Source organism: Streptomyces sp. NPDC088387, assembly GCF_044753385.1.
GTDB lineage: Bacteria > Actinomycetota > Actinomycetes > Streptomycetales > Streptomycetaceae > Streptomyces.
On sequence record NZ_JBIVNC010000001.1, the window covers coordinates 255,124 to 280,354 of the forward strand.

Here is a 25,231-nt window from a genome sequence, read left to right on the forward strand (position 1 = left end):
GCCGCAAGGCGGCACGGGTGGGCGCAGCGGCACCCCGTACGCGCCGGGCTGCGCAGACGCCCCCGGCCCGCACCCCCGCGCCGGGCGCCTCGCACCCCGGGTTCAGACCTCGTCGCGGGGGCCGAACAGGGCCGTGAGGCCCAGGTGGACCACCAGCCCCGCGACCGACCAGGCAAGCAGCACCCCCTTCGTCCCCAACTCCAGCGGCGCCGAGAACGAAACCCCCTGCCCCACATCCTTGGCATGCGCCAGCACGTCGTCCGACGGCCCCAGCCACATCCCCACCCGCCAGGCGATCAGGGAGGCCACCAGCCCCCCGACCCCCAGCGCCAGCACCAACGGCACACCCCCGCGCCGCCGGAACAGGAACACCGCCCCCGCGGTCACCGCCCCGAACGCCAGCGCCAGCAGAGTGAACGTTCCGTCCACCCCGATCGCCTGCTCGCCCTCGGTGTCCTGCACGTACACGGCCCACGCACCGTCCGCGACCTCGCCGACCAGCGGCACGCGCGGCGCCAGCCAGACCCACAGCGCCCCGAGCAGCACCCCGCACACGGCCAGCGCCACCAGGATCACGCCGGCTTCGCGTATCTCGGTCTTCATGCCGGGCCCGTCCTGAACCGGCCCTCCCGGCCCGGCGTATCCGCCGTGTGCGGCGTCCGACGCGCCCTCACCGCCATACCCGGGCGCGGGCGGCGACTGCCAGGTGCCGTCGGCCGACGGGCCGTGCGAGGACTGTTCGTGCGGTGGCGGAGGTGGTGTCAACGGAGCGCTCACCCTGACATCGTGCCAGGCCCGCCCGCGCGGCGCGTCACCGGACGGCCGCCCGACGGTACGCCCACGTCGCGACGCCCAGCGAGATCACCCCGACCACGGCGCACACGGCCAGGTCACCGAGGACGAACGCCCAGTTCGTGGAGCCGGAGAAGGTCCGCGCGTACGCCTCGACGCCGTACGTCGACGGCAGCAGGTCCCGCGCGAACCGGACCGCGTCCGGCATCCGCTCGGGGGGCAGCACACCGAGCAGCAGCGCCGCCGACATACCGAGCTGACCGAGGAGCGTGGCCAGCTCGGGCCGCGGCGCGAGCAGCCCGAGGGCCGCGCCGAGCCCGGCGAGCGCGGCGCCGGCCAGCGGGATCACGGCGAGCAGGATCCAGAGGTTGGTCAGCGGCAGCCCGAAGAGCACACACCCGAAGACGGCGGTCACCACGGTCCCCGGCACGGTGAACGACGCGTACGCGCCCGCCGCACCCAGCACCACGGCCGCCGGCGGCACCGGCAGGGTGGCGTAGTGGTCGAGCCCACCGGTGGCCCGCAGCTGCCCGAAGTACTGGGCGAGCAGGTTCAGCGCGACGAAGGCCACGACGAGGATCGAGGACCCGGCGACCACGGCCTCGGCCTGGCTGCCGCCGTCCACCACCCCACGCATCATGATCAGGATGCCGACGGACTGGAAGGTCGCGACGAACAGCAGCGGGATCCGCGCCACCCGTGCCCGGGACAGCTGGGCCCGGTAGACGGCCACCAGCGACGGCCACAGCCGCGCCCGTGGCGCCAGCTCGGCCGCCGCCCGGGGGCGCTCCTTGATGGCCGGCGCACTGCCCGGCAGCACCTCTGCGGGTACGACACTCACGTCGCGCTGCTCCCCTTCCCGGAGTTCCCGAGCTCTGTCGCCGCGGCGGCCCGGTCCGCCGTCCGTGCGGCGGCCCCGTTCGCCACGAGTACGGACCCGGGGGCCCGGACACTCAAAGCCGTGCACGAGCCCGGCCCCGGAGCGGCCGCCCGCGTGTCCCTCGTACCGCTCACGTCTTCACCAGTCCCTGCCGCGCGCCTCCGCCCAGCGCCAGGTACACGTCCTCCAGGCTGGGGGTGGCGAGCGTGAAGTCGTCCAGCGCGGCGAACGCGGCCCCGCCGGTGACGGTGGCGACGACCGCGCGGGCCTCCTCTGGCGCGAGCCGCAGTGTCCAGCGGCGGCCGGACTCGACCGCGCCCTCGCGCAGCGCCGCGACCTCGGGCACCTCCAGCGGCGCCCGCTCCCGCCACACCAGCTCCACCCGCACCTCGCCGGCGACCTGTTCCTTCAGCCCGGTCGGGGTGTCGCAGGCGATCACCCGGCCCCGGTCGAGGACGGCGACCCGGTCCAGTACGGTCTCGGCCTCGATGACGTTGTGGGTGACCAGCAGCACGGTCGTACCGCGCTCGGCCCGGCGGCGGTCCACCGCGGACCACACCGCGCGGCGGGCGACCGGGTCCATACCGGTGGTGGGTTCGTCGAGGACGAGCAGGGGCCGTTCGCCGACGAGCGCGGCGGCGAAGCACGCCAGCCGCCGCTGCCCTCCGGACAGCTTGCGGATCGGCCGCCCGGCGATCGGCGCGAGCCCCAACTCGTCGAGTACGTCGTCCCGCTCGGCCCGCGCGACCCGTGCCTCCAGGCCGCGCAACCGTCCGGTGGTCTCGGCGGCCAGGGAGACGGTCAGATCGTCGAGGGCGCTGGACTCCTGGCCGAGGTAGGCGAGGATCCGCGAGGCCCGCTCGGGATGGCGCACGATGTCGTGGCCGAGGATCTCGACGGTGCCGCGGTCGGGCCGCATCAGCCCGGTGATCTGGCGTACGACGGTGGACTTCCCGGCGCCGTTCGGCCCGAGCAGTCCGAAGATCTCGCCCCGGCACACGTCGAGGCGTACGTCGTCGGCGGCCCGTACCTCGGGGGTCGCGGGAACCCCGCGGCGTCCACGCACCGCCGGATACGTCTTCGACAGCCCGCGCACGGCACACACGACCTCACCCCTGTCCTGGACGGCCTGTGCTCCGTGCGTACTCACAAGGGACGACTCTATCGGGCGCCCGTGGTGTCCACTGAGGCGCCCCAACGTCCGTAACGTCCAGGGTGGCGGCTCCACGGACGTCATCTCACACGCAGTCTGTGAGATGTGCGTGAGATGTAGGCGCATCACGGGTGGGGCGCCAGGCACAGAGCACGGCCCCGGTCGGCAGGGGTTTCCGGACCCCCGCCGACCGGGGCCGCGTTGCGTCCACCGTAGCCATAATCGAACATGTTTTCTATATAAACCGGCGGCATATGCCGAGCTGCCGCATACGACAACCCGCCCCGTCGAAGGTTTCCGGTCCTTCAACGGGGCGGGGGCTCAATGGGGGCCCTACGCTGAACCTCAAGATCACATAAAGCCTGTTGTCACCAGGCTGACTAATAATCAGGCAGGTCAGAGCGTTTGTCGAGTGCCTCGCGACCTCACTGACGACCCCTGGCGCCCGGACCGGCAGCGCATCGGGAGGGCCATCCGCGACGCCCGCATAGCCCACAACCTCACGCAAGAGTCGGTGATCTTGGCCATCCCGATGAACCGCAGCTACTACCAGGACATCGAGGCCGGCCTCGCCAACCCGACCCTGGAGACCCTGCTCGACATCGCCAGCGCGATCGGCGTCCCGCTCTCCCACCTCGTGCGCTGAAATGACCTTCCACCCCGGCGGCCGGTGACGTCCAAGAACTGTCGTGATAGCCAGTGGTTATGAAGGTTTGCTTTGTGACGCGGTCGGTGTACAGCTGGCCGATCTCGTGCGTTGAGCGGCCGCCCTGTTCTGCTCGCCGTCGGGCGGCCGCTCACCCGTCGCCCGGCCGGATCCTCGGCGGCCAGACGGCGGGGGTCACCGGAACTCTTCGCGGATGTAGAAGTTGAAGTGCAGGTCGGGTTCGTGGCCGGGGTGCAGCGTGCAGAAGCTGCCGCCGTCGGGGTGCTCGATCCAGCAGTAGCCGCCCGCCCGGCCGGCGGATTTCTCGGCGATCCGTGCCCGTGCTTCCGGGTCCTTCGGCGGTTTCGTCAGCTTCATCGTCGGTGGTCCCTCACGAGGCGGTACAGGATGCGCCCGACGTCGCACACCTCGGCGTCGTCGGTGCACTGCTCGCAGTCCGGGATGTGGGAGTAGAGGCCCCGGTGGGCGCGCTCGGCGACGCAGGACGGGCAGCTGCGCGCGCACCAGCGCATGCCGGATATGGCCGTCGAGCCGCACGGTGACAGGGGCTCGCCGAGGTCGACAGCCGTTGCGACGGGCAGCGGGCAGTTGCACCACACGCAGGCAGCGCCGAGGGTCTGGTCAACAGCCAGACCATCGATCTCGGGCAGCACCAGGACGGCGACCACGTCGGCGGGGACGTCGTAGGCGAGGGCGTTCATGCGGCGGCTCCTCGCTGGAGTGCGTGAGCCAGTCGCACCGCAACGTCCGCGCGCACCCGCCCGAGGTCGACGAGTCCGAGGGTCGGCGAGCCCGGGTCGACGGCGAGCGACGGCAGCACTATGCCGGCCTGGTCCAGCGCCGCCCGCAGGGACTCCATGGCGGCGAAGGGATCGGTGTCGTGTGGCTGGTGGTTGGCCATGAACAGGACGGTATGGACGCGCCGTTGACAGCTGCCATGCGATGTTCTCGAATGTTCTCAGGCAGTGAGCGAATGTTCTTGTCTGGTCTCACAAAGGGGTCGAGGCGCTGTAGTGCGGGGGCACCGGGCCTGGTGATGCTGGAGTCACTGCACCCCGGCAACGAGGGAGACGAACCATGGCGCGACGGATCCGGTTCAACGGCACCGACAGCAAGAACGGGGCCTGCCCAGCAGTACACGAGGACATCGACAGCGGTGAGATCATCGTCCAGGGGCGGCCAGTCAGTGACCCCGACGACACCGACCAGCTCCAGCACCTGGGACCGGAGGACGTGGCGGTCGCCGTCCCGCGCGAACTCCTCGTCAACCACGGCCCGAAGGAGCTGCACCGCGTGCCCAAGCTGATCGACCTGGAAGAGTTCGGGCAGCTCTTCCACCACTTCAAGCACTCAGCGTGGCACCTGGAGACCCGACGCGGCTACGCCTCGGACCGCGACGACTCCGGCTACGCCGAGTTCCTCGCCACGGGCACGGCGCCGTGCGACCTCGACAGCGACTGGTGCACGAACATCCGCCGGCAGACGGCGGCCGGAAAGTACGTCGGCCGTGTGCGCGTCGTCGACAACCCGCCCACCGAGGGCCAGCGATTCCTCCTCAGCTACGCCCGATGCAACGCGGCCACCGGCGAGGATGCACGCAACGTGTGGCGACAGGATGCCGAAGGGGCGCACCTGCCCGCCGAGGACTTCTGGGTCTTCGACAGCCGCCTCGTCGCGGTCCTCAACTTCGACGGCCGGGACGTCTTCAACGACGTCGAGATCATCACCGAGCCTGCCGAGGTGCTGCGGTACTGCCAGGTCCGGGACGCTGCGGTCCACGCGTCGGTGCCCTACGACCAGTTCGCGGCACAGCTCGGCACGAAGGAGTAGAGCACCGCCGGTGAGCACGGACTACCAGCAGGCTCGCGAGGCCCTCGGACGACGCCTGAGGGAGCTACGCCTGTCGGCCGTTGGAGGCCGTCTCACCGGCACGCAGCTCGCGCAACGCCTCGGCTGGCCGCACTCCAAGGTGTACAAGCTGGAGGGCGGCCGGCAGACCGCCACCCCGGAGGACCTCCGAGCGTGGGCCGACGGCGTAGGCCAAGCCGAGGCTGTGGAGGAACTGCTAGCCCGGCTGCGCGGGTTCGAGTCCCACATCCGTTCGTGGCGTCGACAGCTCGCCGCCGGGCACCGGCCCGTCCAGGACACCTGGAACGTGGCCGTCGACCAGGCTCGGACCATCCACGCCTGGGAAGAGGCCGTCATCCCCGGCATGCTTCAGACCGCCGACTACGCCCGGCACATCTTCCTGCGGTACGCCGACCTCTACGGCACGGCACGGGACACCGAGGAAGCCGTGCGGTCCAGGATGGAACGGCAGACGTGGCTGTACCAGGGAGGCCGGCGCTTCCACGCCCTGCTGTGGGAACCCGCGCTGCACGCCCTCGTGTGCCCGCCCTCCGTTCTCGCCGCGCAGCTGGACAGGCTCGCGGGCCACGTCGGGATGGACACGATCGAACTCGGGGTCATCCCCCTCACGGCCTCTCTGAAGGTCCCCACCGCCAACGGGTTCTGGGTACTCGACAACAGCCTGGTCATCGCCGAGGACTGGCACGCTGAACTCTGGCTCGACGACACCGAGACGGTGGCCTCCTACCGGCGTGTGTGGGACAGGCTCGCCGAGTCGGCGGTGTACGGCGCCGACGCGCAGAACGTGATCAACCGAGCCCGCCGGGGACTCCACCCGCGCTGATCTCGGGCATGACGAAACGCCCCCTCCCGCCCGAAGGCGAGAGGGGGCAAACCGTTTCAGCGGGCGAAGAGAGCGATAGCGCCGGTAGCCGCACCCGCAACACCGGCCAGAACACCGATCGTCGGCATGGGCCAACGTCCACGCTCCAGCGAAGCAACACGGGGCTCGATGTCGACCGTCTTCGGAGCACTCTCCAGCACCCGAAGCCGGTTCTCGTGATCGTTGATCTGTACGGCCTGCCCGGTGAGCGCTTCGAGCTTGGAGTCGACTCGGGTCACAGCGTCGTGCAGGGATCTCATCTCCTGGTACATCTGCGCTGACGAGATGTAGACGCCGGGGTCCGGCGCCGTCACTGGCGGCTCACGGTCTCGGTCCGGCCCGGTCCGTCGGCGGTGCCCGTCGCGAGCGCGGTGAGGACCGTGAGGACGCCGGCGCTCGCGCCGAGCGCCAGACCCTGGCCCCAATCGACGTCGAGGACGCCGGTGGTGTCGAGGCCGAGAGTGGCCACGAGGGTCTGCGACACGGTGCGCACAGTGCGCTCGCCGGTGGCCTTCCAGAAAGCACGGGTGAACATGGCTACTCCTTGACGTCGAAGCCGCGGCGGGTGCCGAGCTTGGTGAGGCTGCTCTTGCCGGGGATGCCGTCGGCGTCGGCGCCGCGCCACCCACAGCGCATCTGCCACAGGCCGTACGCGGCCTTTGTGGCGGTGCCGAAGTGCCCGTCAGCGAGGGAGCCCGCGAGGAGGCCTTCCTTCACAAGGGCGTCCTCGACGACCTTCACGCCCGCGTACGAGACCGGCGTGCCCTTCTTGGGCGGGTCGCTCTTGGCGGCCGCGATGAGCTGGGACAGGTCGACCACCGGGCGGGCCGTGCCCGGCTTCGGCGTGGCCGGCTTCCCGCCCGGCCGGGGCGCGCCCTTCTGCACCCACGCGTACAGCGGGCCCCCCGGGCACAAGGTGGCGAGGCCGTCCTTGTGTCCCTTGACCTCCTTACCACCGCCGTGGTCCTGGAGGTGCTCGATCGCGTCCCGAAGGGCACTGAGTAGCTCGTCGGTCGGCTGCGTCACTCCGGTCTTGCCGATCAGCCCGAGCACGGCGTAGTGCGCCTTGTTGAGGGTCTGGTTGCCGTTGGCGCCCGTGCGGCGGCCGACGCCGCGGCCCTCCAAGACGTAGCCGTGGACGCAGGCGGCGTAGTTATAGGCCACGTCTGAGTAGTTCTCGACCTTGTTGGCGAGGTGGGCGGCGCGGATGTCCCGCCACAGGGCGATGCACCGCTGGTGATCCTTGAGCAGAGCCGTCGAGACGGCCGAACCGGTGTAATGGACCTTGACGCCCTTTGTGGTCGCCTGGGAGGGCGCCGCCGAGGCGGGCCAGCCCAGTTGCTTTCGGGTGACGAGCTGCATGAGGCCTCCGGGCATGACGAAAGCCCCGGCCGGGCGGCGCGGGGCTGCGGACGTACGGGATGGTCAGGCGGGACGGGCGAACTCGATCTCCAGCGTGGGCCGGATGCCGCCGGTCGCGGTGTTGAGGGCCCCGCCGGTGTCCTGGCCGGGGGCGATCTGGACGTAGTCGCCGACACCCAGCAGCGCAGTCAGGAAGCCGTCCCTGGTGTGGGTCGTGTTGGTGAACGTCGTCGCCGTTCTGAAGTGCCCGCCAGGCGCCAGCCCCCCGGTGATGAAGATGCCCAGCGTGCGGGCGGTGCCGCTCACCGAGGCATTGAAGCCGGCCTTCGCCTGGATCTTGTACCAGCCAGCGAGCTGGCAGGTGTAGCGCGTCGCGGACCCCGACGACCACCCGCCGAGGTCGTCGACGCCGATCGTCTCCCAGGACAGGGCGTTCGCTATGTCCGGATTCGCTGAGGCGCTCGTGCTGATGGACTGGTTGGCATCCCGGGTGGCCCGGAACACGGTGCGGCCGACCAGCGCCGCCGAGTTGGCGCGCGCCTCCGTCACGATCATGCCGGGCTGCCAGATGGGGAACTCGATGAACGTCACGGGTCCTCCTACAAGGCCACAACGGCGGGCTTGTGCACGCGGACCTCGGCCCCGGCCGCGTGGCCCTTGGCGATGCCCTCAACGGACCGCGTGACGGTCATCCGCTGTGGCGTGACGATCAAGAAATTGTCGAACCGCATGACGGGCGACACTGCCGTAGAGCCCGTGTTGGCGAACGACCTGGAGCCCACGTTCGCTGCCGCGGTCAGCGACGCGTCCGTGACCTCGATCTGCCACTGCCGTGGCTCGGGAGTGGAGGCCAGCCAGATCTTCGCCCGCAGCGTGGTCCCTGCGGACTGGACCCTCACCCGGTAGAAGGTCCCGGCCACGTGTGTCAGACCGCTCGTGTACGTGCCCAGCTGTGTCTCGACACCCGCCACCCGCTTGCGCACGGTCATGTTGACGGCGGCCGCCGTGGTGAAGTCGACCCGGCACGAGTAGTGGTTGTTGTTGTCGACGGCCCGCAGCAACGGGCCCGTGAACAGGCTGGCACCGCTGGCGAGGACCGACGTGGCGACGTCGACATACAGGTCAACGTCTGGTCCTGGCGCGGGCGTCAGTGTGAGGTGCGCGATCCCCACGGACGGCTGTGCCACGGAGCCCACACCGCTGCCCACGCTGTAGTCCGCCGCCGTACCGGTGACCGTCCAGGCGCCTCCGGCATCCGGCGCCCCCCAGCCGCCTGCCACCGTGCGCGCGAACTGATCCCAGAGCGCCGGCGTGTTCGCGGAGACCGAGACGACCTCCCCACCCAGCACAGCCGGGATGGGGAAGTCCGACGCGTAGTTCGGGCCGGGCCCGCTGGAGGTGATCCAGGGAACCGGCAGATGGGTGGCCCCGGCGGCGGGTGTGTGCACGATCAGCTGCGTGTCGTCGCTGTCCACCGCAGCCGCCAGGAGCGAGCCGCGGGGGTTGGCGTCGATCCGGCCCCGGGAGGCGTCCTCGACGACACCCACGTTCCAGGGCTGAGCGGGCGAGCAGTTGAACACGATGTCCCACTGGAACGGGCCGGCGAACGTCTCCTCGTAGCCCTCGACGATGAGTTCGATGTCGCCGGGAGCGAGCCAGGGCGGCGGGTTCTGGATGACCAGCTTGTCCCCGACGTCGACCGCCAGGATCTGGTCCACCAGCTCTGGCGCCTTGTGCACCATTACGTGGACCTGCGGGTACCGGCGACCTTCGTAGGTGCCCAGGTGAAGGCGCCAATACGCGATCGGCTCGGCTTGGTCGTCGGAGTCCAGGTTCAACGACACCGACGCCGGATACGGACCGACGCCGGCCGGCGGGTCCTGGACGGACAGCGGTCCTTCCTCCAGCATGGCCCGGCCGGAACTGCCGTTGACCCGGCTGACGGTGACGTCGTTCTCCGTGGCGTCGTCGTCGCCTGTCGGGCTCAGCGGCGGCGCGACGTTGGTCGTGTAGTCCAGCGTCAGCGCGGGCGTCTGGTTGTACATCGACGCCCGGTCCCGGTACCGCAGTGCCGGCCGCTCGCGGTCCTCGTAGAGGATCCCGCCATCGGCATCGGCCGCCTCCTCCAGCAGTTCCAGCACCTTGTCCGGACGCTGCGGGCCGACGAGGGTCTGATCGTCGATGTGGCCCGTCACGGTGAGCGGCAGGGCCTCCTCGGCGATGAGGCGTTGCATGCGCTCGCCTGCGGTCTCGCCCGTGAAGGCAATGTCCGCGTTGTTGTAGATCAGGGTGTCCGCGGTCGTGAAGACGCCGAGGTGGCCGATGCGCACCCCGTCGAGCTCGGCGTGATAGGCGTTGGGGCCCATGACCCCGGTGATCCGGCCGAGGCTGCCCGCGTAGCTCGTTTCGATCTCGCCGCCATCGCCTCCGATCGGAATGAAGCGCACGCTCCAGTCCACGTTGCCGCCGTTTTGGACGGCGTAGACCTGCCATCGGCACCAGGAGCCGTAGACGGTCAGGTTCAGCAGAGACGAGGTCACGATGTTGTCGTTCTCGTCGTAGCCGATGGTGTTCGCGCCGACGTCGGTCAGCAGCAGCTGCCAGCGCTTGACGGTGCCGCTGCCCGTCCACTGCAACAGCGTGCGGTCGGTCGGCGGTCCTTCCTCTGCGAAGAAAACGAACTCCGTGTGCCACTGGGTGGTATTGGCGGGCGGTGCGGGCACTGTGCCGGACAGGGTGGCGCCAGCCTTGATCGATGGCAGCGCGGACGATCCCGCCAGGGAGTCGTCCGACGCCAGGTCGAATCCCCCCTGTCGCAGGGGCCGAACACCGGGGATCGGTGAGTAGAACTGGCTGCTGTCGCGTCCGTCCTCCAGCGGCCAGTACGCCAGCGGGCGCCCGGACGGGATACGGCGCCGCAGCGTCGATTCGAGCGCCCTGCCGCTGCGGCGCATCCGCCGCAGGACGCCGGCCGTCTGGGCCGGGATCCACACGTGCTTGCCCGACGGGTGCCACTCCAGGGGGGCCGCGGCCAGCTCGTGGCTGAGGCGGGTACGCCGATTCGTGATGGACGCGGGGCTGGTGATCGTCCATGTGAGCCCGGCGCTGTCTACGAACGAGCCGGCGTCGACGGCCTGGGTGGTGAAGTCCGGATTGGCGGCGATCGTGCCGCCGATCCCGGACCGCACCTCAGCCTTGTGGAACCGGCCATCCGGCTGGGTGAAGGCAACGTCCGTCGCGCGGCCCACCCGCAGCGGCAGGGACGAGTTGAAGATGCTCGTGACGCCCGCCTGGACGACAGGATCACCGAGCTGCGTCCACGGCCCTGCAACGCCCGAGGGGGCCGTGTAGAAGGTGATAGTCCGGCCCGAAGAGCCGTTGTCGACGTCCAGAGTGGCCCGCAGCGCCATCCGGCCGGACGCAGAGACCGGCAGCAGAACCGTGGACGATGCCGACAGCGCGTTCGTGCCGTCCGCCGACCACTCGAAGTAGACCCGCCCGCTGCGCGTACCGAGGAACCACGACTTCGTCGCGGCCGCGAACCCGAACTTGCCGAGGAGCTGCGTCGTACTGACGCTGCCGGGCGCATACGTCGTCCAGTTGCGCAGCGTCGCGTCCACCCGGACGTCGATGTCTCCCACAATGTCCAGCGCAGCGGCGTCCGGGGTGGACGCGACCGCGGCGGACGAGCCAGGCAGTTCCAGGGCTGGCGCGCCCGCACGCAGGGAGAACCGGAACGGGCTGTTGCGGCCGAACTTCCCGTAGTGCGGGCTCAACGGGTTGTCCCAGCTGAACTCGCCGTCGGTGTTGTTGATGAGCGGCCGGCAGGTGGAAGGGTCCACCCGAGAACCCTGGTCCTGCCGGCCGCGCGTGTGGGCGAGCGCCTGCCGTGTCAGCAGGTTGCCGGTGGTGTCGACCCAGACCCCGCCGATCTGAAGCTCACCTCGAAGATCGAGGTCCACCCGAACACCTCCTAGCGCCTCTTGCCGAACGTGAGTTGCACGTCGCCACCGCCTGTGTTCGCGACGATGCCGCGGATCAGGCGGGTCACTTCCTCAGGACCGGCGATCTCGATCCGGAGTCCGGCCATGCCGCCGCCGGAAGCGGCAGCCCCGGCGGCGGCGCCGCGAGCCATCCCCGGGAGGGCGCCGGTCAGGCCCTGAAGCTGCGCGCGCAGTGCTGGGGTTTGCAGATCGATGCCGCGCTGGAACCCGGCCAGGACCATGCGTCCGGCCGGGGTGAGGATCCGCTTGTCGACGTCCTCGGGGCCCTTCCAGGAGGTCAGGCTGGACGTCAGGTTGCCGAGGGTGGTCTTCACGTCGCCGAACTTGCTCAGGAGTCCGTTGATGAAGCCGCTGATCAGGTTGCGTCCGGCGTTCCACAGCGTCGAGCCGAGTCCTCCGAGCGCTGAGCGGGCCCGGCCGGGCAGGCCCTTCACCCAGTTCACGGCGTCCGACAGCTTCTGCCGTGTCGCCGACACCAGTTGCACGCCGGCCTCGACAGCCCTGCGCTTCAGGGAGCCCGCGAGCCCGGACAGCGCCCGGAACGCGCGGTCGTCCAGGCCCATCAGCCAGTTGACCAGCTCCAGCAGCTTGCGGACGGCCCAGTCCTTCGCGGCACCGAACCAGCCCGCCATCTTCCCGGGGAGCTTGCTGAACCAGCTGATCGCGCCAGCGATCCAGTCGATGGCCGCGCTCGTCGCGGTCTTCAGCGCCTCCCACACGCCCTGGACGATGTTCCGGAAGGTCTCGGACTCCCGGTACGCGACGACGATGATCGCGACCAGGGCCACGATCGCAGCGATCACCAGGCCGATCGGGTTCATCATCATGATCGTTGTCCACATGGCCTGCGCGATCGCCCACGCCCGCGTCGCAGCCGCAGCGATCGTCGTGTACAGCCCGTACGCCTTGACGGCGAGCCCGATCGCGACCCACGCGGTGCCGATCGCCAGCAGCACACCGGGCGGTGCAGCGTTGATGAGCTGTGCGATCTCCATCGCGAGCAGCGCCGTGACGCCGAGCATCGGCGACAGCGCGGAAAGGACCTCAAACGCGGCCGTCGCGAGGGTCCCCAGGGTCTGCCCGCCCTCGCGCGCGAGATCCATGAACACTGCGAAGCCCTCGGAGTCCTTCAGCCCGCTGCCCCACGCGGCGAAAGCGCCGGTCATGCTGACGAGCCCGCCGGTCATACCGTCGGAGGCGGGCAGGAACGCGGCGAGCAACCCGCCGAACCCGACCGCCAGGTTCTTGATCGTCGTGAGGAAGTTCTTGAGGGCGGACCCGGAGGCCTTCGCCATGTCGGCGGCCCACTCCTTGAAGCCGGCCGACTTCACTCCCCGACCGACGTCGTCCAGGAACCCGCCGATGGCGCCGGCCGCCGCCTTGACGAACGGGGTCAGGGTCGGCAGCAGGTCCCGCAAGATCTGGATGCCCTTGGTGAAAACCGGCATCGTGGTGCCGGACAGGCCGTCGGACCACTTCTTGAAGTCGCCCTTCAGGCCGACGAACGCCTTCGCGGTCTGCTGCGTCGCGGGCGGGAGTTGGGCGAGGGCGTCGGTGTATGCCTTCTGCTTGTCCGCAGCGTCGGCGGACCCGGACGCGGCGGCCTTCTGCGCCTCCTCGGCGAGAGTGGCGACGTCTTGGACGGCAGTCCACTGCTGCCCGGCGGCGAGCGTGAACGCCTTGACGGCGATGCCCGCGGCGGCGGCGCCGGCGACGATCCCCATGAGGGCGACACCGACTGCTGCGGCGGCCGGGGCGCCGGCGCCGAGCGCCAGGACGGCCGCGCCCACCTTCTTGACCGCAGGCGCGGCCTGCTGAGCATGCGCGCGGATGCCGTCGGCCAGGCCCCGCCCGGCTGCCTCGCCCTCCGAGACGAACCTGCCGCGAAGGTCCCTGAGCTGCCCGTCGGTGTCGCGGCGCAGGCCGCGCATCCGCAGGCGCGCGGCGTCCATGCCGCGCGTCCAGCCCGTGTCGTCCGCCCGGATGAAACCGACCAGCGTGCCGATCGTGAGAGCCACAGGGCACCTCCCATCGGCGCGAGCCCGCGCTACGCAGTTGTGGTGATCAGCTGTGCAGCGCCGCCCGAATCTGGTCGGCGTCGTCCACGATCGAGATGAAGTCGCCGGCGACCTGGCGGAAGACGCTCTCGCCGCTGAGGCCGCTCAGGAGCGTGTTGAAGCGGCGGCGGGTCAGCCGCGGGATGTCCTGCGGGCCGAGCCGGTATTCGCGCTGGAAGTCCGCTTCGACGGCCCACCACCAGCGGCGGATCGCTTCGCGGGCGCGGCCCTCCGCGCCGCCCTGTTCGGGCCCTTCGGGCCCTGCTTTTTTCCCTCGCCGTCACCAGACCGGACAAGCTCCAGGGCCTCGTGGAAGGACATGTCGGCCCCACCGGCGTGCGCCATGCCCCACGTGAGGGCGGTCTGGAACTCGACGACGCCCATGCCCGCTTCGATCCACTGGCCGAGGACGTTGCCGCTGAACAGCAGCCCGACCAGCTCGTGGAGATCTTCCTCTGCCTCCGAGTCGCGCAGCTCCTCGACGCGCTGCTCCATGAGCAGCGGCATGTCCGTGGGCACGCGCACCCTGACACCGCGAATGACCTCCGTGCGGCCACCGGATACCTCGGCCCAGAACTCATCCCACGACTGGTGTTCGGCCGCGGGCTTGCGGGCGGGGCTCACGCCTTGACCGCCGTGGTCTGCGGACCGGACCGGGTCACGGTGCAGGCCCACGACACCTTGTCGTTGTTGCCGCCGCCGGAGTCCCCGAGCTGGAAGTGCGCGGTCCACACGGTCCAGTTGGCGTCACCCGGGGCCGCGAATCGAAAGCCCACGAGCGAGTCGTCACCGAGGCGCGCGGCCTGGGCCTCGATGAGCGCCATGCCGGGGTCGAGGGCACCGGTCATCCTGTCCTTGAGGCGGAAGCCTTCCAGGGTGAGGGTCTTGCCCTCCTGCATGTTCTGCGACTCGGCGCGGCCCTCGCTCGCGAACGTCGTCGTGTCGGTCGTCTCGTACTCGTGGCCGACGCTGAAGGTGTTCACCCCGCCGTCGCCGGAACCGCCCTGAGCGGTCCTGATCGCCACCCACGTGCCGGGGTTGTTGAAGTCCTCGACTTCGAACTCGACGTCGCGGGCGTTGTACTTCGTGGCTGCCATGGCTCCTCCGGGCATGACGAGGTGCCCGCAGCGGCGACCGCTCGGGCTGGAAAAGGGGAAGGTGGATCAGTCGCGGTACGCGGTGATCGAGCGGTGCTCCATACGGAAGTTGCAGGCGTGCTCGTGGCGGCCGAGCTGGTCGGTGCCGATGGATGCCGGCCCGTTCTGGATGGCGACCGACAGGATCAGCTCCGTGCCGTCCGGGAGCGTCACCGGGCCCAGTCCGTGCAGCTCCCCGTAGATCGCCAAGGCGAGCTGCCTCGACACTCGGGCGTCCTTCGTCCCGCGCACACGCACCTGCACGCGGGGCTCGTCGTACCCAAGGCGGGAGTCCGGCTCGCGGCCGTCGTCGTACGTCGACAGCACGACCGCGACGTCCGGGGCGGACGGCATCGTCTCCAGGAAGCAGTCACCGCCCGCCGCGGCCGTCAGGTACTCGACGAGGCCCTTCTCCTGGAGGTGTCGGGCGATGCCGTCGAGGAGGTCAGCCACGCAGCCACCTCCGCAGACTCACGGCCATGATGCGCAGCGCGACGTCCCGCTCGCTGTTCATCGGCTTCTCCAGGTACTTCGCCGACCGGCCGGGAGCGTGCCGCCACGTCAGCTCCTCGTGCTGCCGGCGGGCGTACGGGGTGTCGTAGGAGATGGAGCCGTCCAGGCCGTCGATGTCGACCTTCCCGGACCGCTCCAGGGTGCCCTCGTCCAGCGGCACTAGCTTCTTCGACTCGGCCAGGATGTGCTCCAGGGCCCGACGCAGCCCGTCCTGCGCGAGCCGCCGGCCGCGCTGGGTCCACAGACGCTGACCCTCGAAGCTCATGCGCGTGTACTGCGTCATACGAGGCTCACCTCCAGGTGATCGGGGGTGGGCAGTCCGCCGCCGTCGTGCCGGGCCTGGTCGATGACGGTGGTCTGGCGGCCGGACGGCAGGGTGACGCGGGACTCCGGCGGCGCCGAGACCGCGTCGAGGCGGCAGTACACCGTTGCCCCCGACACGACTTCGCGGCCGTCGGGGGCCCGGACGAGCCGCGTCTTCTCTTCCAGGAAGCACTGCACGGCCACAGGCGCTCCGTAGACCGGCGCCGCTGCTCCTTGCCCCTCGTACGGCTCCACGGTCACCTCGTGCCGCAGCAGGAAGCCGGGGATCAGCACTGGACCACCATCCCCAGCACGAAGACGTCCGGCGTGAGGTCCGGTGAGCGGAGGGCCTCCAGCGCGGAATCAGCAACCTCCCGGCCACCGACCGGACCCGAGCTGCCGGACGACGAGCCGGGTCCGGACAAGGCGACGGACCCGATCTTCACCGAGCCCCACCGCCCCGCCGTACCTAGCTCGTCGCCCGTCTCGTCCCACCACTGCACCTGCGCGCAGACCGCGTCAGCGAACGCCTCTCGCACCACGGTGTTCGAGGGGTAGCCGTCCTCGTCGACCTCGTACCCGCACAGCCGGAACACCTCGCTGTCCAGGAACCGCGAGGCCCGGCCGAGCCGGGCGTCGATGTCCGCCGGCGGGGTCTGCCCGGTGTACGAGTGGTAGTCCGCGCTCGTGGCGTAGATCCGGGCCACCGGGCCCCCCTTATGTTGCCGCGCCGAGGATCAGCACGTCGTACGTCACGGACGTGCCGGCCGCGGAGTTGGTCACGGTCAGCTGGTCGCCGGTGCCGGCGGTGACCGCGGCGCCGGCGGCGTCCGGGGCCACCCACAGGAACAGGCCTCCCGGCCGGACACCGACGCCGTCTCCAGCCGCGAGGAACAGCGGTACGCCGTTGCTGCCTGGCTGGGTGACGTTGACGTTGTTCGTGTTCGCCGCCGCGGCGACGACGAGCACTGCCTTGATCCGGGCGAAGGTGAGGGCCTGGCCGAACTTGTCGCTGAGGACGCCGGCCAGGTCCAGGTTCTCCGTCCCGGACGCGGCGAGTGTGCGCCGGTCGTGGAACAGCAGGTTGACCGCGCCCGCCCCGGCCCCGTCCCCGAAGGACAGGGCCTTGACGATCTGGACCGCGTCTTGCGGGACGGACAGGTCGTCGGGCTTGGTCTGGGTGGTGGCGACCTTGACTTCCACCCGCGTGCGCGTGAGAGCCATCAGGCACCGCCTCCGTCCGCGTACTTCGCGGCCAGTTCGTCGCGCGTGGCCTTGTCCGCCTCGACCTCGTCCATGCCCTCCTGGACGGCGTAGGCCAGCCAGGCCGCCTTGGACGCCGACTTGGACGGCCGCTCCAGGACGACCGACTCAGGCGGGCCGTCCCCCTCCGGCTCGGCGTCGGGTTTGACGCAGCGCCACCCGGACGCGGGGTCGTCGGCCAGAGCCGCGTACCGCTCGGCCTCCTCGGTACCCGGAACGGGCTGCACCCGCTCGGCGACGTGATCGCCTGCACCGCGCTGGTAGATCGCCATGATCAGACCACCAGACCCGTCTGGACAGCGTGCGCGGTCTCGGCCCCGTACTCCAGGCCGATCTCGCCGTAGAGCTGGACCTCGTCGGAGGCGCCGGTCTTGGCCAGCGGCTCCTCGAAGAACACGCCCTTGTCCGGCACGTTCAGGAAGACGGGGCGCAGCTGCTCCAGCGACACCACAGCGACGGTGTCCTGGGGCATGTGCCGGTCCATCATGACGTTGAGCGTTCCGAAGTCGGACACGATCGTGGTCACGTTGACGCCGCCGACGTTGCGGGTCGTCTCCTGGTACTGGCCGTACTGGGAAGCGAAGGCCTTGGTGATGGCCCGCTTCTGGATGCTGTTGGACAGCAGGGTCGCGGTCTCCTGCTCGCTGATGCCGCCGTTGTCGTAGGCGAGCTGGAGCATGTCGTTGACGATGTCGCCAGTCAGCGCGGTCGCCCACGGCTTGGTGAAGGCCAGGCCGGTCGCGGTGCCGAGGGTGATCGGGCTGCCGCCGTTGCTGGTCGACACCTTGAAGGTGTTCGCGTCGATGGCGTCCACGTAGTACACGCGGCCGGCGATGATGCCGGTGGCGGTCGACGTGTTGGTGAACACGATCTTGTTGCCGTCCGACAGGCCGTGTCCGGTCGCGGTGACTGTGTCGGTCGCCGTGGAAGCACCCGTGACCGAGGTGCCCCGGGCGATGCGGTTCGTCGTGATCGCCTGAAGCAGGCCTCGGGTCTTGCGCGCGGTGGCGTTCGACGTCGGGTTGGCGTACTGGCCGTTGATGAACGACCAGTTCACGTCGAGGGCGATCTCCTTGAGCTTCTGCTCGACCTGCCAGTTCAGCTCGTTGCTGACCGGGTTCGACCCCGGAACGCCCCGGAACGGCGCCGACTGAGGTGTAGCCATCTGCCCGATGGCTGCCTGCTTGGTGTAGGAAACGGACACCTTCTCCTGGTGGATCTGGGCCACGTTCCGCACATTGCCGCGGGCCCGGCCCTCGGCAGTCGGTGCGGTGTCGCCTTCCACCTTCGTCCGCTGCGCCGGGTCGCGCAGGTCGTAGGTCTGCCACTCGAATTCGGTGGCGGTCGTCATGCCGCCGCCGGTGAGCCCGCCGATGGCCGAGAGCAGCGGGGTGTCCTCGGGGGTGAGCGCGAACAGCTCGCCCGCGTAGTTGGGGAGGTTGAAAGTCGTTCCCATCCCGGTGATGCCGGCCATGGTGACTCCTTACGTGGTCTGCGCGGCCCTTTGCCGCTTGAGTGCGATGACGCGCTTGAAGTCGCGCGCCTTGGTGGCTTCCTCGATCTGCTTGTCGATGGAGGCGTCCTGGTCGCCGGAGCCGCCTCCGCCGCCCATGTCTCCGCCGGAGCGGCCCGCGCCCCGTGCGGGGGCGAGCTTGGAGAGCTTGGTGACGGCCGACTTGATGGCGGCGACGTTCACTTCGCCGTCCTCGCCGACGAAGCGGTTGACGTCGATGAGCTCGGCGGCCTCGCCGAGGTCCAGGCCGGCCGCGGCGACAGCAGCGCGGAACTCAGCGCTGGCGAGCTTCTGGCCGTACTCCGTGGCGGCGGCCGTGCGGCCCTTCTGCTCCGCCTCGGAGACTGCCTTCTCCTGCTCGGTCATGTTCGCGGCCCGGAGACGCTCCAGCTCCGTGTGGTTGTCCTTGGAGCGCTTCTCCCACTTCTTGGCCTCGGTCTTCCAGTCCGTGTCGTCTCCGTCGCCGGAGCCCGTTCCGGACTGTCCTCCAGCGGCTCCACCGGCGCCCTGACTGCCTTGGCCTGCGCCCTGGCCTCCGTCGCCGGTGCCGCCCTGACCTCCGGCTCCGGCGCCTCCCTCACCGCCGCCGTTCGCGCCGGATCCGGAGCCGCCTTCGCCCTCGCCGCTGCCACCCACGATGACGAAGATCGGTCGGCCGTCCGTGCGGTAGCCGAGGATCGTGCCCGCGGGGTGTGTCGCGAGCGGGTGCTTGAAAGGGACCTGCATGGTGATCTCCCGTGCGGGATTGACCGGCGGTCGCCGTGCGGCGGGTGCCGGGGAGCATTGGGGCCAGCGAGAGCTGCTGGCAGATCTGCGGGGGGCCGATGTACCTTCCAGACCCGTGAAAGCAGAAGAGGAGCCGGAGAGCCTGTCCGCCTGCACCGAGTGCGGCGAACCCTTGGCGTCTGAGACCCGAAACGTAGGAACGCGCAAGCGACCGCGGGTCCTCAACCTGCCTGGCCCGTGTCGCAACTACGAATGCGACTTGGGGCCGGACTTGGTCATCGGGCCGCCGTGATCTGCTCGCGCTGCGGCTTGCGGCGAAGGTCCGGATGCGCGTCCACATGCGCGCGCATGGCCGCCTGCCAGCGGCGCACGTACGCGCCCGTGCGCCGCCGCTGCTGCTCATCCATCGCGACAGCCTGACGGCGCTTCCACGCCCGGATGTTCCGCTCGATCGCCCGCTGCCGCTGCGTGTCCTCGTACGTCGTCCCGGGCGTCGGGTGGTGCGGGGGCCGGGTCGTCACCCCGGGCAGGAACGCGGCCAGGGAGTGGCGGCAGTTGGGGTGGAACAGGCCGTTCGCGCGGGCTTCGATGAGACTGCCGGCGACGTGAACGACGACGGTGCGCGTGGGCGCGAGCAGCCCGCTCGGCTGAATGGTGTGCTCAACACGCAGGGACTGCGGTCCTGGAGGGCCGTTGAGGGTGAGGACTTCGCCCTCCCACTGCTCGCACAGCGGGCACTCCAGCGGGGCGTCCGACACCATCACGAGGCCCACGCCGATCTCGGCGAGAGCATCGACATGTCCCTCGATTGCGGCGCGGGCGGTGACCGACCGCACGGCCATCTCGGCGTACGACGCCATGTCCCACGAGCGGCCAGCGCTGTCGACGAAGCCGGTGACGCCGCGCTGCGCGAACTGGTCCAGGGCCCGCTGCGCGGCCTGCCTGCGGGTCGTCGTGCCGAGGAGGACACCGCCGGAGACCCGGGTCACGATGCGCCGGTAGCTGTCCACGACGGCGCGCGTGATCCGCGCGTACACCGGGCGGGTGTCTTCCGCCATCGATGCCGCGAGCCGGTCGACGGCGGGCGCGTTGGGCAGGGTCTCGCGGGCCACCAGCTCGCGGCCGATGTCCAGCGCCCCCAGTTCGGCCACGGCAGCCTGACGACCCCGGTTGTACGCCGTCACCAGCGCCCGCCGCACGGCCCCGTCGGTGTCCTGCTGGAGCGCCTCGGCCACCGTCTCGACGGCCTGGCGCAGATTCCCGACCGCGGCCAGCTTCAGCTCGGCCCACCGCGGCGACTCGATGTCCGCCTCCAAGGCCTTGGCGATCCGCTCCAGGAGCGAGGACTCAGCGTCCTCGTAGAGCTGCGCGACCTCAGCCGCCAGATCCTCCGCCATCGCTGGGGAAACCGGCATTCGGCACTCCCTCGCCCTCAGCTCCGGTCATCGTCGGGTCGGCGACCCTCCGCCCGGACTCGCCGATGATCGCGTCAACTTCCCTCTGAACCCGCGTGTCGTCGGTCCAGTCGGGGTGGACCATCCGAACGAGGGTCTCCGTGGACGCTGCCTCGGCCCGCCGCAGCAGCTCGGCCGTGGTGGCCAGCTCCACCGGGCCCTCGCCGATGCCGTCCTGGAGCTCCACCGTCGGCGGCTCCAGGTCGAGGCCGGACTCGCGGAAGCGCGGACCGGCCAGCACCGCGAGGAACGCCGCGGCGATGTCCGCGACGCCAGGCTTCCAGTACAGGCCTTTGCGTCCCGCGGTCCCCAGCGAGCGCCGGTTGCGCGCCTTCACCTCGGTCGCGGTGACGGCCTGCCCGTCGGACTCCCCGAAGCTGCCTGCGGAGTAGCCAGCCTGCCGTACGGCCTGCTCCATCAGGGCCTGGCAGGTGTCGCGGTGCGCTTCGAACCGGATCTCGAACTGCACGACCTCCAACGGCGCCGGGTCGCCGGGCCGCTGAAGCATGTTCAGCCCCGTGTAGATCCGGCGCTCCTCGTTCCAGCCTGCGCCCTGGCCGGGGCCGAGGGACTCCAACATCGAGTTGGGGACGACCACACGGCCCTTGCCGTTCTGGATGTCCCGCATCCACGAGCTGTACGTCTCGTCCAGGGCGTCCATGAGGCCTTCGATGCCCTGGAAGTCGCTCTGCCCCCAGTAGGTGGCGGTGGGGATGTGCCTCCAGGCGCGCGCGGGGCGCACGTTGGGCACGTAGGCGGCCGTGAGGTGCTTGGGCGCGCCAGTGTCGAGCCCTCCCTCGGCATCAACCTGGGCGGCGAGCGGGGCCGTTGAGGGGTGGTCGGCGAGCGGCCGGACAGCGCCGAGGCTGGACGCGGAACCCTCGTAGAGGCCGTGGTAGATCCGGCCTCTCTCGTGGCGCTCCAGATGCCTGAACACGCGGTTGTCACTGCGGTCTTCCGTCTCCAGGACGGTCCAGAAGGTGACCGCGACGAGCCGGCCGTACCGGAACTCGGGGACGGCTCGGTCGGCGGCGACCGCGTCGATCCACGGCCGATCCGATACCTCGTCGTCCCACACCACGCGGAGGTACGCGCCGCCGAGCGCGGCGCAGATCTCCCCGGCCTCCAGGAGTGTGGGCTGGAGGCCGCCCTCCATCAGCGTGTCGAGGGCGGCCTGGGTGCCGCCGCTGGCGTCCTCGGCGGCGAGCAGCTTCGGAGGCTCCGAGAACAGCAACTCCGACGACGTGCGGGCGATATCTCCAGCTAGGGGGACATGCAGCTTGTCGCGCTTCTCGCCCTCGGGGGTGGGCTGGCTCCAGAACCATCGGACGAGCCTGTTGATGATGCCGCCTCGGGTCTGCGAGGGCTGGCCGACGGCCTCGCGGAAGCCGCGGCCCATGTACTGCGCTTCAAGCCGGTCGGGCTCGCTGGAGTACCAGGCGTCCCAGTCGGCGAGGGCGTGCTGGACGCGGTTGTCGACCGGCGGCCACGGGGTGTCTGCGGTGGGCAGGGGCATCAGGCGCGCTCCTTCTCCATCAGCAGGTGCGCCATGCCCAGCCAGGACGAGGCGAGTTCGTCGAGGCGCTCCATCAGCGCAAGGTTGGTTTCCATCTCGGCCTGCTCCAGCAACCGGGCGGCATTGGCGAGGGCCTGCTCGACGGTCAGCGTCATGCGGCCACCTCCAAGAGCATCTGGATGTGCGGGCGCCACAAGGCCTCGGTCGTACGGACGCCGTACCGGAGCGCGTCACACGAGTGATCGTTGATCTTGATGGGCTTGTCCTCGCCCTTCTCCGCTGCCTCGTCGTCCCAGGAGTAGCCGGGCAGCTCCTCGATGAGGCCGCGCACGGACGGGTGCACGCGCAGCCGGTCCCCCGCGAACAGCGAGGACACCGTGCGGATGCCGTCGACCACCGTGTTCTCGGCCGGAGTGACTCCGGAGACGCCGTCGCGGTGCAGCTGCTCGATGTACGAGGCCGCGGAGGGGTCGACAACTGTCCACTCCGGGTGGACACCGAGGACGTTGGTCTGCGGCTGCGCCACGGAGGTGAGCCACTGCTTGCGGGCCTGGCTGTACTCGACGTCGGTCTTCTTGCGGCGCTCAGCGCGCGAGTCCCACCGGTATTCGGAGACGACGTACAGCCGATGGTCGACGCCGAGCCCGATCAGCAGGTCTGAGTAGGGGTTGGTCGTGCCGTAGTCGATCGCGTCGCACAGCCACCTGGTGATGTGCGGGATATCGGCCACCACGTGGCGCTGCTCGTCGAACGCCTCGTAGATCGCGCCCTCGGCCTGCACCCAGTGCCCGAGGATGTTCCGCCGGTAGAACAGACCCACGTAGGTCGACTTGAGCGACGCCACGTAGTCCGGGTCCAGGAACGGGTTGTCGTCGAGGGTGAAGTGCCAGGACCGGAGCCGGGTCTCGGCCGGCCGCTTCAGGTAGTCACGGCGGAACCAGTGGGCCGGGTTGTCCGGGTTGGTCGTCGTGAAGATCTTCGCGCCCTTGACCGAGCAGCGCGCCACCAGCTGGTCGAAGAACGTCTGCGGGAGCGTCGTGGCCTCGTCGACGTACGCGCCCGCGCACGTCATACCGCGGACCTTGGGCTCGGCCTTGGCGTCGTTGGCGCCCATGACGTGCACGATCCGGCCCATGATGATCGCGATCGGGGCGCCGGGGTTGTAGTCGACCTGTCTGGACAGCTTCCCGAAGATCTCCGGGTTGGTCAGCGGGGCGATGACGTTCCGGTACAGGGAGTCGCGGGTGCGCCCGACCATGACCAGCTCGCCGCCGGTCGGCGCGTTCGCGATGAAGATCAGCCAGCGGAGGAGGCTCGCGATCGTCTTCCCCGAACGGACCGAGCCTTCCCAGGCGTTGATCCGAGCGTCCGCCTGTACGACGGAGATGATCTGCTTGCGGGACAGCGGCAGCGCGTCAAGGAGACTCACCTTCCGCCTCCTCGCCGGTACCGCCCTCCTCGCTGACGGCCTGGTCGTACGCGGCCTTCAGGCCGGCCATGAGCTGGCCGAGCATCGAACGGGCGTCGTCGGCGCCGGCGTCGTCCGCGGGCGGGACGAGCTTGAGGGACTTCTCCAGGGCGATCCCGGCTGCGGTCATGAGGGACTTCTTGTCGGCGGCCGGCGGCTCATCCACTACGCGCGAGGCGAAGGTGTTGTCCTTGCCGCCGAAGTTGAAGACCTTCGCGGGCTCCCACATGGACTGGGTGAGCCGGAGGGCGTCGAGGTGGAGGTCCAGGGCGGTATCGGCCCGGAGCGCGGCGAGTTGGGCGACGCGGTGGGCTGTGGCCTCCTCGGTCATCGACGTGTCGAAGACGAGGCCGAGGTCTCCGGCGATGACGCTGACGGTGCGCTGCGCTCGGCCGATCTCGCGGGCGATCGCGTTGCGGCCCATGCCGAGCGCGTGCAGTTCGGCCACGCGCCGGTAGTCGTCCTCGTCGACGGGCCGCTTGTCCCGGTTGACGCTCATGGTCACCTCCGGGCGCGCGAAGGCCCGGCCGCGCACGGATGCGAGCCGGGCCAGTCGGGAGAGGACTACTGAGCCAGAAGCCGCGCCTTCTGCGCCTCGAACTCGGCCGGGCTGAGGATGCCTTGGTCACGAAGCGCAGCGAGCTTGGTCAGCTCGTCGGCGAGCGACGGCGCTGCGGCGGCCGGCGCCTGCGGAGCGTGCCCAGCGGCGATCGCCTGCTCGATGGCCGCGCGCAGCTGCTCGAACTCGGGCTGCTGCTTCTTCGTGAACACCACGCTGTTCTCGTCCTTGGCCGCGTTCATGGTGCGCGAGCCTTTGGCGGCCTGCCGGTCGGCGCCGCCGAGGGAGAGCTGGATGAACCCGTTGACCATCGGGCCGGCGGGCTTCCACTGCACGGCGCTGATGGAGCTGATGTGGAGTTTCTTCTCTCCTCGGCCATGGCTGGCGCGGCCGAGGAAGCCGTTGCGGGTGATGCTGACGTACTGGCCGTCGAAGGCGAGTTGTCCGCCCTGGCCGCTTGCGTTGATCACGGTTTGGCCCACCTTGCTGCTGATTGGGGCATCGTGACACGCCGCGTGGGCGGTTGGTGGGGAAATGGTGAAGGCCCGCGCGATGGCGGGCCTTCGGAGCTTCAGGGTCCGGGCGCGCCGGACGTGCGGCCAGGATGCGACATGATCGCGCCGAACGCAAGTGCGCGGCGGTGAGCGGATTACCTCGGGGCTGGACCAGTTCCCACCAGCCAGACGGACCAATTGCTGTCGTCGAACGTGCGAGTCGTCGCGATTACATGTCCTTTCCGACCGTCGGGTAGTTCGAGGAGCACGGACTCCGGACCGTCCAGGTCGCCCGGGAACCCAGCAGGTGCGTCGCGCACGAGGAAGCGCGCTGAGCCTTCCCAGGACCTCAGGCCTTCAGGGCTGAGGCTCTCCTGAAGTCGAACGTTGGGTAGGACGAGGCCGCCGACCGTCGCCGACCCGCTGTACGTGAACCGCTCGGCCATGGACCTCAGTCCTCCCACGGCATCTCGGGTACGGCGGGTAGGCCCGCGGCTTCGCGGCGGTCCATCTCGGCCTGCACCGACGATGCTGTTTCTTCGCTCATGCCGGGGAAGTGCTGGCCGAGCAGGGTGTCTCGCTCGGCGTCCGGCTCCTGGTCGTGGGTGTCGCTCATGGACGTCCTCTCGGTTGCAGGTTG

General features: G+C 70.2%; 32 protein-coding genes. 3 read left to right on the forward strand and 29 right to left on the reverse strand.

Going from position 1 to position 25,231, the window contains the following annotated elements; genetic code table 11:
• Positions 1 to 102 precede the first annotated feature (102 nt).
• From ACIQAC_RS01170 to ACIQAC_RS01180, 3 genes are all read right to left on the reverse strand, one after another.
• Positions 103 to 777 (reverse strand): AAA family ATPase, encoded by a 675-nt coding sequence (locus ACIQAC_RS01170; protein ID WP_402185860.1) that lies wholly within the window; start codon positions 775 to 777, stop codon positions 103 to 105.
• Between the two features lie 34 nt (positions 778 to 811).
• On the reverse strand, positions 812 to 1,633 hold the full coding sequence (locus tag ACIQAC_RS01175; protein WP_402185862.1) for an ABC transporter permease: 822 nt from the start codon (positions 1,631 to 1,633) through the stop codon (positions 812 to 814).
• A 169-nt stretch (positions 1,634 to 1,802) separates the two neighbouring features.
• Positions 1,803 to 2,777 (reverse strand): ABC transporter ATP-binding protein, encoded by a 975-nt coding sequence (locus ACIQAC_RS01180; RefSeq protein WP_402186921.1) that lies wholly within the window; start codon positions 2,775 to 2,777, stop codon positions 1,803 to 1,805.
• 151 nt (positions 2,778 to 2,928) lie between these two features.
• On the opposite strand from ACIQAC_RS01180, the gene ACIQAC_RS01185 reads away from it, so the two are divergent.
• The gene (locus ACIQAC_RS01185; protein ID WP_402185864.1) at positions 2,929 to 3,471 is read left to right on the forward strand and encodes a helix-turn-helix domain-containing protein; all 543 of its coding nucleotides are present in this window, start codon (positions 2,929 to 2,931) and stop codon (positions 3,469 to 3,471) included.
• Positions 3,472 to 3,666: 195 nt separating this feature from the next.
• Here ACIQAC_RS01185 and ACIQAC_RS01190 read toward each other — a convergent pair whose 3' ends face one another.
• The 3 genes from ACIQAC_RS01190 to ACIQAC_RS01200 are packed head-to-tail and all read right to left on the reverse strand — an operon-like array spanning position 3,667 to position 4,393.
• A complete protein-coding gene (locus ACIQAC_RS01190) occupies positions 3,667 to 3,849 on the reverse strand; it encodes a hypothetical protein (protein ID WP_402185865.1) in 183 nt (60 codons plus the stop codon).
• Entirely contained in the window at positions 3,846 to 4,193 is a 348-nt protein-coding gene (locus ACIQAC_RS01195; RefSeq protein ID WP_402185867.1) for a hypothetical protein, read from the reverse strand. The genes ACIQAC_RS01190 and ACIQAC_RS01195 overlap by 4 nt, the downstream gene beginning before the upstream one ends.
• Positions 4,190 to 4,393: a hypothetical protein gene (locus ACIQAC_RS01200; RefSeq protein WP_402185868.1), complete on the reverse strand. Its 204-nt coding sequence runs from the start codon at positions 4,391 to 4,393 to the stop codon at positions 4,190 to 4,192. Before ACIQAC_RS01200 ends, ACIQAC_RS01195 begins: the two co-directional genes overlap by 4 nt.
• A gap of 176 nt (positions 4,394 to 4,569) precedes the next feature.
• On the opposite strand from ACIQAC_RS01200, the gene ACIQAC_RS01205 reads away from it, so the two are divergent.
• Together ACIQAC_RS01205 and ACIQAC_RS01210 are read left to right on the forward strand one after the other, a co-directional pair.
• Positions 4,570 to 5,322 carry a DUF6879 family protein gene (locus ACIQAC_RS01205; RefSeq protein WP_402185870.1) on the forward strand — a complete coding sequence of 251 codons (753 nt, stop codon included), beginning with the start codon at positions 4,570 to 4,572 and terminating at the stop codon, positions 5,320 to 5,322.
• A gap of 10 nt (positions 5,323 to 5,332) precedes the next feature.
• The gene (locus ACIQAC_RS01210; protein ID WP_402185872.1) at positions 5,333 to 6,184 is read left to right on the forward strand and encodes a helix-turn-helix domain-containing protein; all 852 of its coding nucleotides are present in this window, start codon (positions 5,333 to 5,335) and stop codon (positions 6,182 to 6,184) included.
• A 56-nt stretch (positions 6,185 to 6,240) separates the two neighbouring features.
• Here ACIQAC_RS01210 and ACIQAC_RS01215 read toward each other — a convergent pair whose 3' ends face one another.
• From ACIQAC_RS01215 to ACIQAC_RS01325, 23 genes are all read right to left on the reverse strand, one after another.
• The gene (locus ACIQAC_RS01215; RefSeq protein ID WP_402185874.1) at positions 6,241 to 6,537 is read right to left on the reverse strand and encodes a hypothetical protein; all 297 of its coding nucleotides are present in this window, start codon (positions 6,535 to 6,537) and stop codon (positions 6,241 to 6,243) included.
• Positions 6,534 to 6,758 carry a holin gene (locus ACIQAC_RS01220; protein ID WP_402185875.1) on the reverse strand — a complete coding sequence of 75 codons (225 nt, stop codon included), beginning with the start codon at positions 6,756 to 6,758 and terminating at the stop codon, positions 6,534 to 6,536. The genes ACIQAC_RS01215 and ACIQAC_RS01220 overlap by 4 nt, the downstream gene beginning before the upstream one ends.
• A gap of 2 nt (positions 6,759 to 6,760) precedes the next feature.
• A complete protein-coding gene (locus ACIQAC_RS01225) occupies positions 6,761 to 7,585 on the reverse strand; it encodes an N-acetylmuramoyl-L-alanine amidase (protein WP_402185877.1) in 825 nt (274 codons plus the stop codon).
• A gap of 63 nt (positions 7,586 to 7,648) precedes the next feature.
• Complete coding sequence (locus ACIQAC_RS01230) at positions 7,649 to 8,176, reverse strand: hypothetical protein (RefSeq protein ID WP_402185879.1); 528 nt, start codon at positions 8,174 to 8,176, stop codon at positions 7,649 to 7,651.
• Positions 8,177 to 8,184: 8 nt separating this feature from the next.
• The gene (locus tag ACIQAC_RS01235; protein ID WP_402185880.1) at positions 8,185 to 11,547 is read right to left on the reverse strand and encodes a hypothetical protein; all 3,363 of its coding nucleotides are present in this window, start codon (positions 11,545 to 11,547) and stop codon (positions 8,185 to 8,187) included.
• Positions 11,548 to 11,558: 11 nt separating this feature from the next.
• The gene (locus ACIQAC_RS01240; RefSeq protein ID WP_402185882.1) at positions 11,559 to 13,607 is read right to left on the reverse strand and encodes a hypothetical protein; all 2,049 of its coding nucleotides are present in this window, start codon (positions 13,605 to 13,607) and stop codon (positions 11,559 to 11,561) included.
• Positions 13,608 to 13,778: 171 nt separating this feature from the next.
• Positions 13,779 to 14,270, reverse strand: coding sequence for a hypothetical protein (locus tag ACIQAC_RS01245; protein ID WP_402185883.1), 492 nt, complete (start codon positions 14,268 to 14,270; stop codon positions 13,779 to 13,781).
• Positions 14,267 to 14,743: a phage tail tube protein gene (locus ACIQAC_RS01250; RefSeq protein ID WP_402185885.1), complete on the reverse strand. Its 477-nt coding sequence runs from the start codon at positions 14,741 to 14,743 to the stop codon at positions 14,267 to 14,269. The genes ACIQAC_RS01245 and ACIQAC_RS01250 overlap by 4 nt, the downstream gene beginning before the upstream one ends.
• Before the next feature lie 66 nt (positions 14,744 to 14,809).
• Positions 14,810 to 15,235, reverse strand: a complete 426-nt coding sequence (locus ACIQAC_RS01255; RefSeq protein WP_402185886.1) for a minor capsid protein — start codon at positions 15,233 to 15,235, stop codon at positions 14,810 to 14,812.
• Positions 15,228 to 15,578: a minor capsid protein gene (locus ACIQAC_RS01260; RefSeq protein ID WP_402185888.1), complete on the reverse strand. Its 351-nt coding sequence runs from the start codon at positions 15,576 to 15,578 to the stop codon at positions 15,228 to 15,230. Before ACIQAC_RS01260 ends, ACIQAC_RS01255 begins: the two co-directional genes overlap by 8 nt.
• Positions 15,575 to 15,892: a hypothetical protein gene (locus ACIQAC_RS01265; protein ID WP_402185889.1), complete on the reverse strand. Its 318-nt coding sequence runs from the start codon at positions 15,890 to 15,892 to the stop codon at positions 15,575 to 15,577. The genes ACIQAC_RS01260 and ACIQAC_RS01265 overlap by 4 nt, the downstream gene beginning before the upstream one ends.
• Complete coding sequence (locus ACIQAC_RS01270) at positions 15,886 to 16,305, reverse strand: hypothetical protein (RefSeq protein ID WP_402185891.1); 420 nt, start codon at positions 16,303 to 16,305, stop codon at positions 15,886 to 15,888. The genes ACIQAC_RS01265 and ACIQAC_RS01270 overlap by 7 nt, the downstream gene beginning before the upstream one ends.
• Positions 16,306 to 16,315: 10 nt before the next feature.
• Positions 16,316 to 16,822: a hypothetical protein gene (locus ACIQAC_RS01275; protein ID WP_402185893.1), complete on the reverse strand. Its 507-nt coding sequence runs from the start codon at positions 16,820 to 16,822 to the stop codon at positions 16,316 to 16,318.
• Complete coding sequence (locus ACIQAC_RS01280; protein ID WP_402185894.1) at positions 16,822 to 17,133, reverse strand: hypothetical protein; 312 nt, start codon at positions 17,131 to 17,133, stop codon at positions 16,822 to 16,824. Before ACIQAC_RS01280 ends, ACIQAC_RS01275 begins: the two co-directional genes overlap by 1 nt.
• A 2-nt stretch (positions 17,134 to 17,135) precedes the next feature.
• The gene (locus ACIQAC_RS01285) at positions 17,136 to 18,335 is read right to left on the reverse strand and encodes a DUF5309 family protein (protein WP_402185896.1); all 1,200 of its coding nucleotides are present in this window, start codon (positions 18,333 to 18,335) and stop codon (positions 17,136 to 17,138) included.
• Between the two features lie 9 nt (positions 18,336 to 18,344).
• Entirely contained in the window at positions 18,345 to 19,100 is a 756-nt protein-coding gene (locus tag ACIQAC_RS01290) for a hypothetical protein (protein WP_402185898.1), read from the reverse strand.
• 275 nt (positions 19,101 to 19,375) lie between these two features.
• Positions 19,376 to 20,515 (reverse strand): phage minor capsid protein, encoded by a 1,140-nt coding sequence (locus tag ACIQAC_RS01295; protein ID WP_402185900.1) that lies wholly within the window; start codon positions 20,513 to 20,515, stop codon positions 19,376 to 19,378.
• Positions 20,475 to 22,070 carry a phage portal protein gene (locus tag ACIQAC_RS01300; protein ID WP_402185901.1) on the reverse strand — a complete coding sequence of 532 codons (1,596 nt, stop codon included), beginning with the start codon at positions 22,068 to 22,070 and terminating at the stop codon, positions 20,475 to 20,477. The genes ACIQAC_RS01295 and ACIQAC_RS01300 overlap by 41 nt, the downstream gene beginning before the upstream one ends.
• On the reverse strand, positions 22,070 to 22,225 hold the full coding sequence (locus tag ACIQAC_RS01305) for a hypothetical protein (RefSeq protein WP_402185902.1): 156 nt from the start codon (positions 22,223 to 22,225) through the stop codon (positions 22,070 to 22,072). The genes ACIQAC_RS01300 and ACIQAC_RS01305 overlap by 1 nt, the downstream gene beginning before the upstream one ends.
• A complete protein-coding gene (locus ACIQAC_RS01310) occupies positions 22,222 to 23,499 on the reverse strand; it encodes a PBSX family phage terminase large subunit (RefSeq protein WP_402185903.1) in 1,278 nt (425 codons plus the stop codon). The genes ACIQAC_RS01305 and ACIQAC_RS01310 overlap by 4 nt, the downstream gene beginning before the upstream one ends.
• Positions 23,486 to 24,037, reverse strand: a complete 552-nt coding sequence (locus tag ACIQAC_RS01315; RefSeq protein WP_402185905.1) for a hypothetical protein — start codon at positions 24,035 to 24,037, stop codon at positions 23,486 to 23,488. The genes ACIQAC_RS01310 and ACIQAC_RS01315 overlap by 14 nt, the downstream gene beginning before the upstream one ends.
• Before the next feature lie 65 nt (positions 24,038 to 24,102).
• Entirely contained in the window at positions 24,103 to 24,567 is a 465-nt protein-coding gene (locus ACIQAC_RS01320; protein ID WP_402185906.1) for a DUF4429 domain-containing protein, read from the reverse strand.
• Positions 24,568 to 25,042: 475 nt separating this feature from the next.
• Positions 25,043 to 25,207, reverse strand: coding sequence for a hypothetical protein (locus tag ACIQAC_RS01325; RefSeq protein WP_402185908.1), 165 nt, complete (start codon positions 25,205 to 25,207; stop codon positions 25,043 to 25,045).
• Between the last annotated feature and the right edge of the window lie 24 nt (positions 25,208 to 25,231).

Coding starts and splice junctions, on each gene's coding strand:
- ACIQAC_RS01300 (WP_402185901.1), bottom strand. CDS start 22,070: ATGCCCCTGCCCACCGCAGACACCCCGTGGCCGCCGGTCGACAACCGC.
- ACIQAC_RS01220 (WP_402185875.1), bottom strand. CDS start 6,758: ATGTTCACCCGTGCTTTCTGGAAGGCCACCGGCGAGCGCACTGTGCGC.
- ACIQAC_RS01185 (WP_402185864.1), top strand. CDS start 2,929: ATGTGCGTGAGATGTAGGCGCATCACGGGTGGGGCGCCAGGCACAGAG.
- ACIQAC_RS01290 (WP_402185898.1), bottom strand. CDS start 19,100: ATGCAGGTCCCTTTCAAGCACCCGCTCGCGACACACCCCGCGGGCACG.
- ACIQAC_RS01280 (WP_402185894.1), bottom strand. CDS start 17,133: ATGGCGATCTACCAGCGCGGTGCAGGCGATCACGTCGCCGAGCGGGTG.
- ACIQAC_RS01200 (WP_402185868.1), bottom strand. CDS start 4,393: ATGGCCAACCACCAGCCACACGACACCGATCCCTTCGCCGCCATGGAG.
- ACIQAC_RS01260 (WP_402185888.1), bottom strand. CDS start 15,578: ATGACGCAGTACACGCGCATGAGCTTCGAGGGTCAGCGTCTGTGGACC.
- ACIQAC_RS01285 (WP_402185896.1), bottom strand. CDS start 18,335: ATGGCCGGCATCACCGGGATGGGAACGACTTTCAACCTCCCCAACTAC.
- ACIQAC_RS01325 (WP_402185908.1), bottom strand. CDS start 25,207: ATGAGCGACACCCACGACCAGGAGCCGGACGCCGAGCGAGACACCCTG.
- ACIQAC_RS01205 (WP_402185870.1), top strand. CDS start 4,570: ATGGCGCGACGGATCCGGTTCAACGGCACCGACAGCAAGAACGGGGCC.
- ACIQAC_RS01275 (WP_402185893.1), bottom strand. CDS start 16,822: ATGGCTCTCACGCGCACGCGGGTGGAAGTCAAGGTCGCCACCACCCAG.
- ACIQAC_RS01225 (WP_402185877.1), bottom strand. CDS start 7,585: ATGCAGCTCGTCACCCGAAAGCAACTGGGCTGGCCCGCCTCGGCGGCG.
- ACIQAC_RS01250 (WP_402185885.1), bottom strand. CDS start 14,743: ATGGCAGCCACGAAGTACAACGCCCGCGACGTCGAGTTCGAAGTCGAG.
- ACIQAC_RS01295 (WP_402185900.1), bottom strand. CDS start 20,515: ATGCCGGTTTCCCCAGCGATGGCGGAGGATCTGGCGGCTGAGGTCGCG.
- ACIQAC_RS01315 (WP_402185905.1), bottom strand. CDS start 24,037: ATGAGCGTCAACCGGGACAAGCGGCCCGTCGACGAGGACGACTACCGG.
- ACIQAC_RS01195 (WP_402185867.1), bottom strand. CDS start 4,193: ATGAACGCCCTCGCCTACGACGTCCCCGCCGACGTGGTCGCCGTCCTG.
- ACIQAC_RS01190 (WP_402185865.1), bottom strand. CDS start 3,849: ATGAAGCTGACGAAACCGCCGAAGGACCCGGAAGCACGGGCACGGATC.
- ACIQAC_RS01305 (WP_402185902.1), bottom strand. CDS start 22,225: ATGACGCTGACCGTCGAGCAGGCCCTCGCCAATGCCGCCCGGTTGCTG.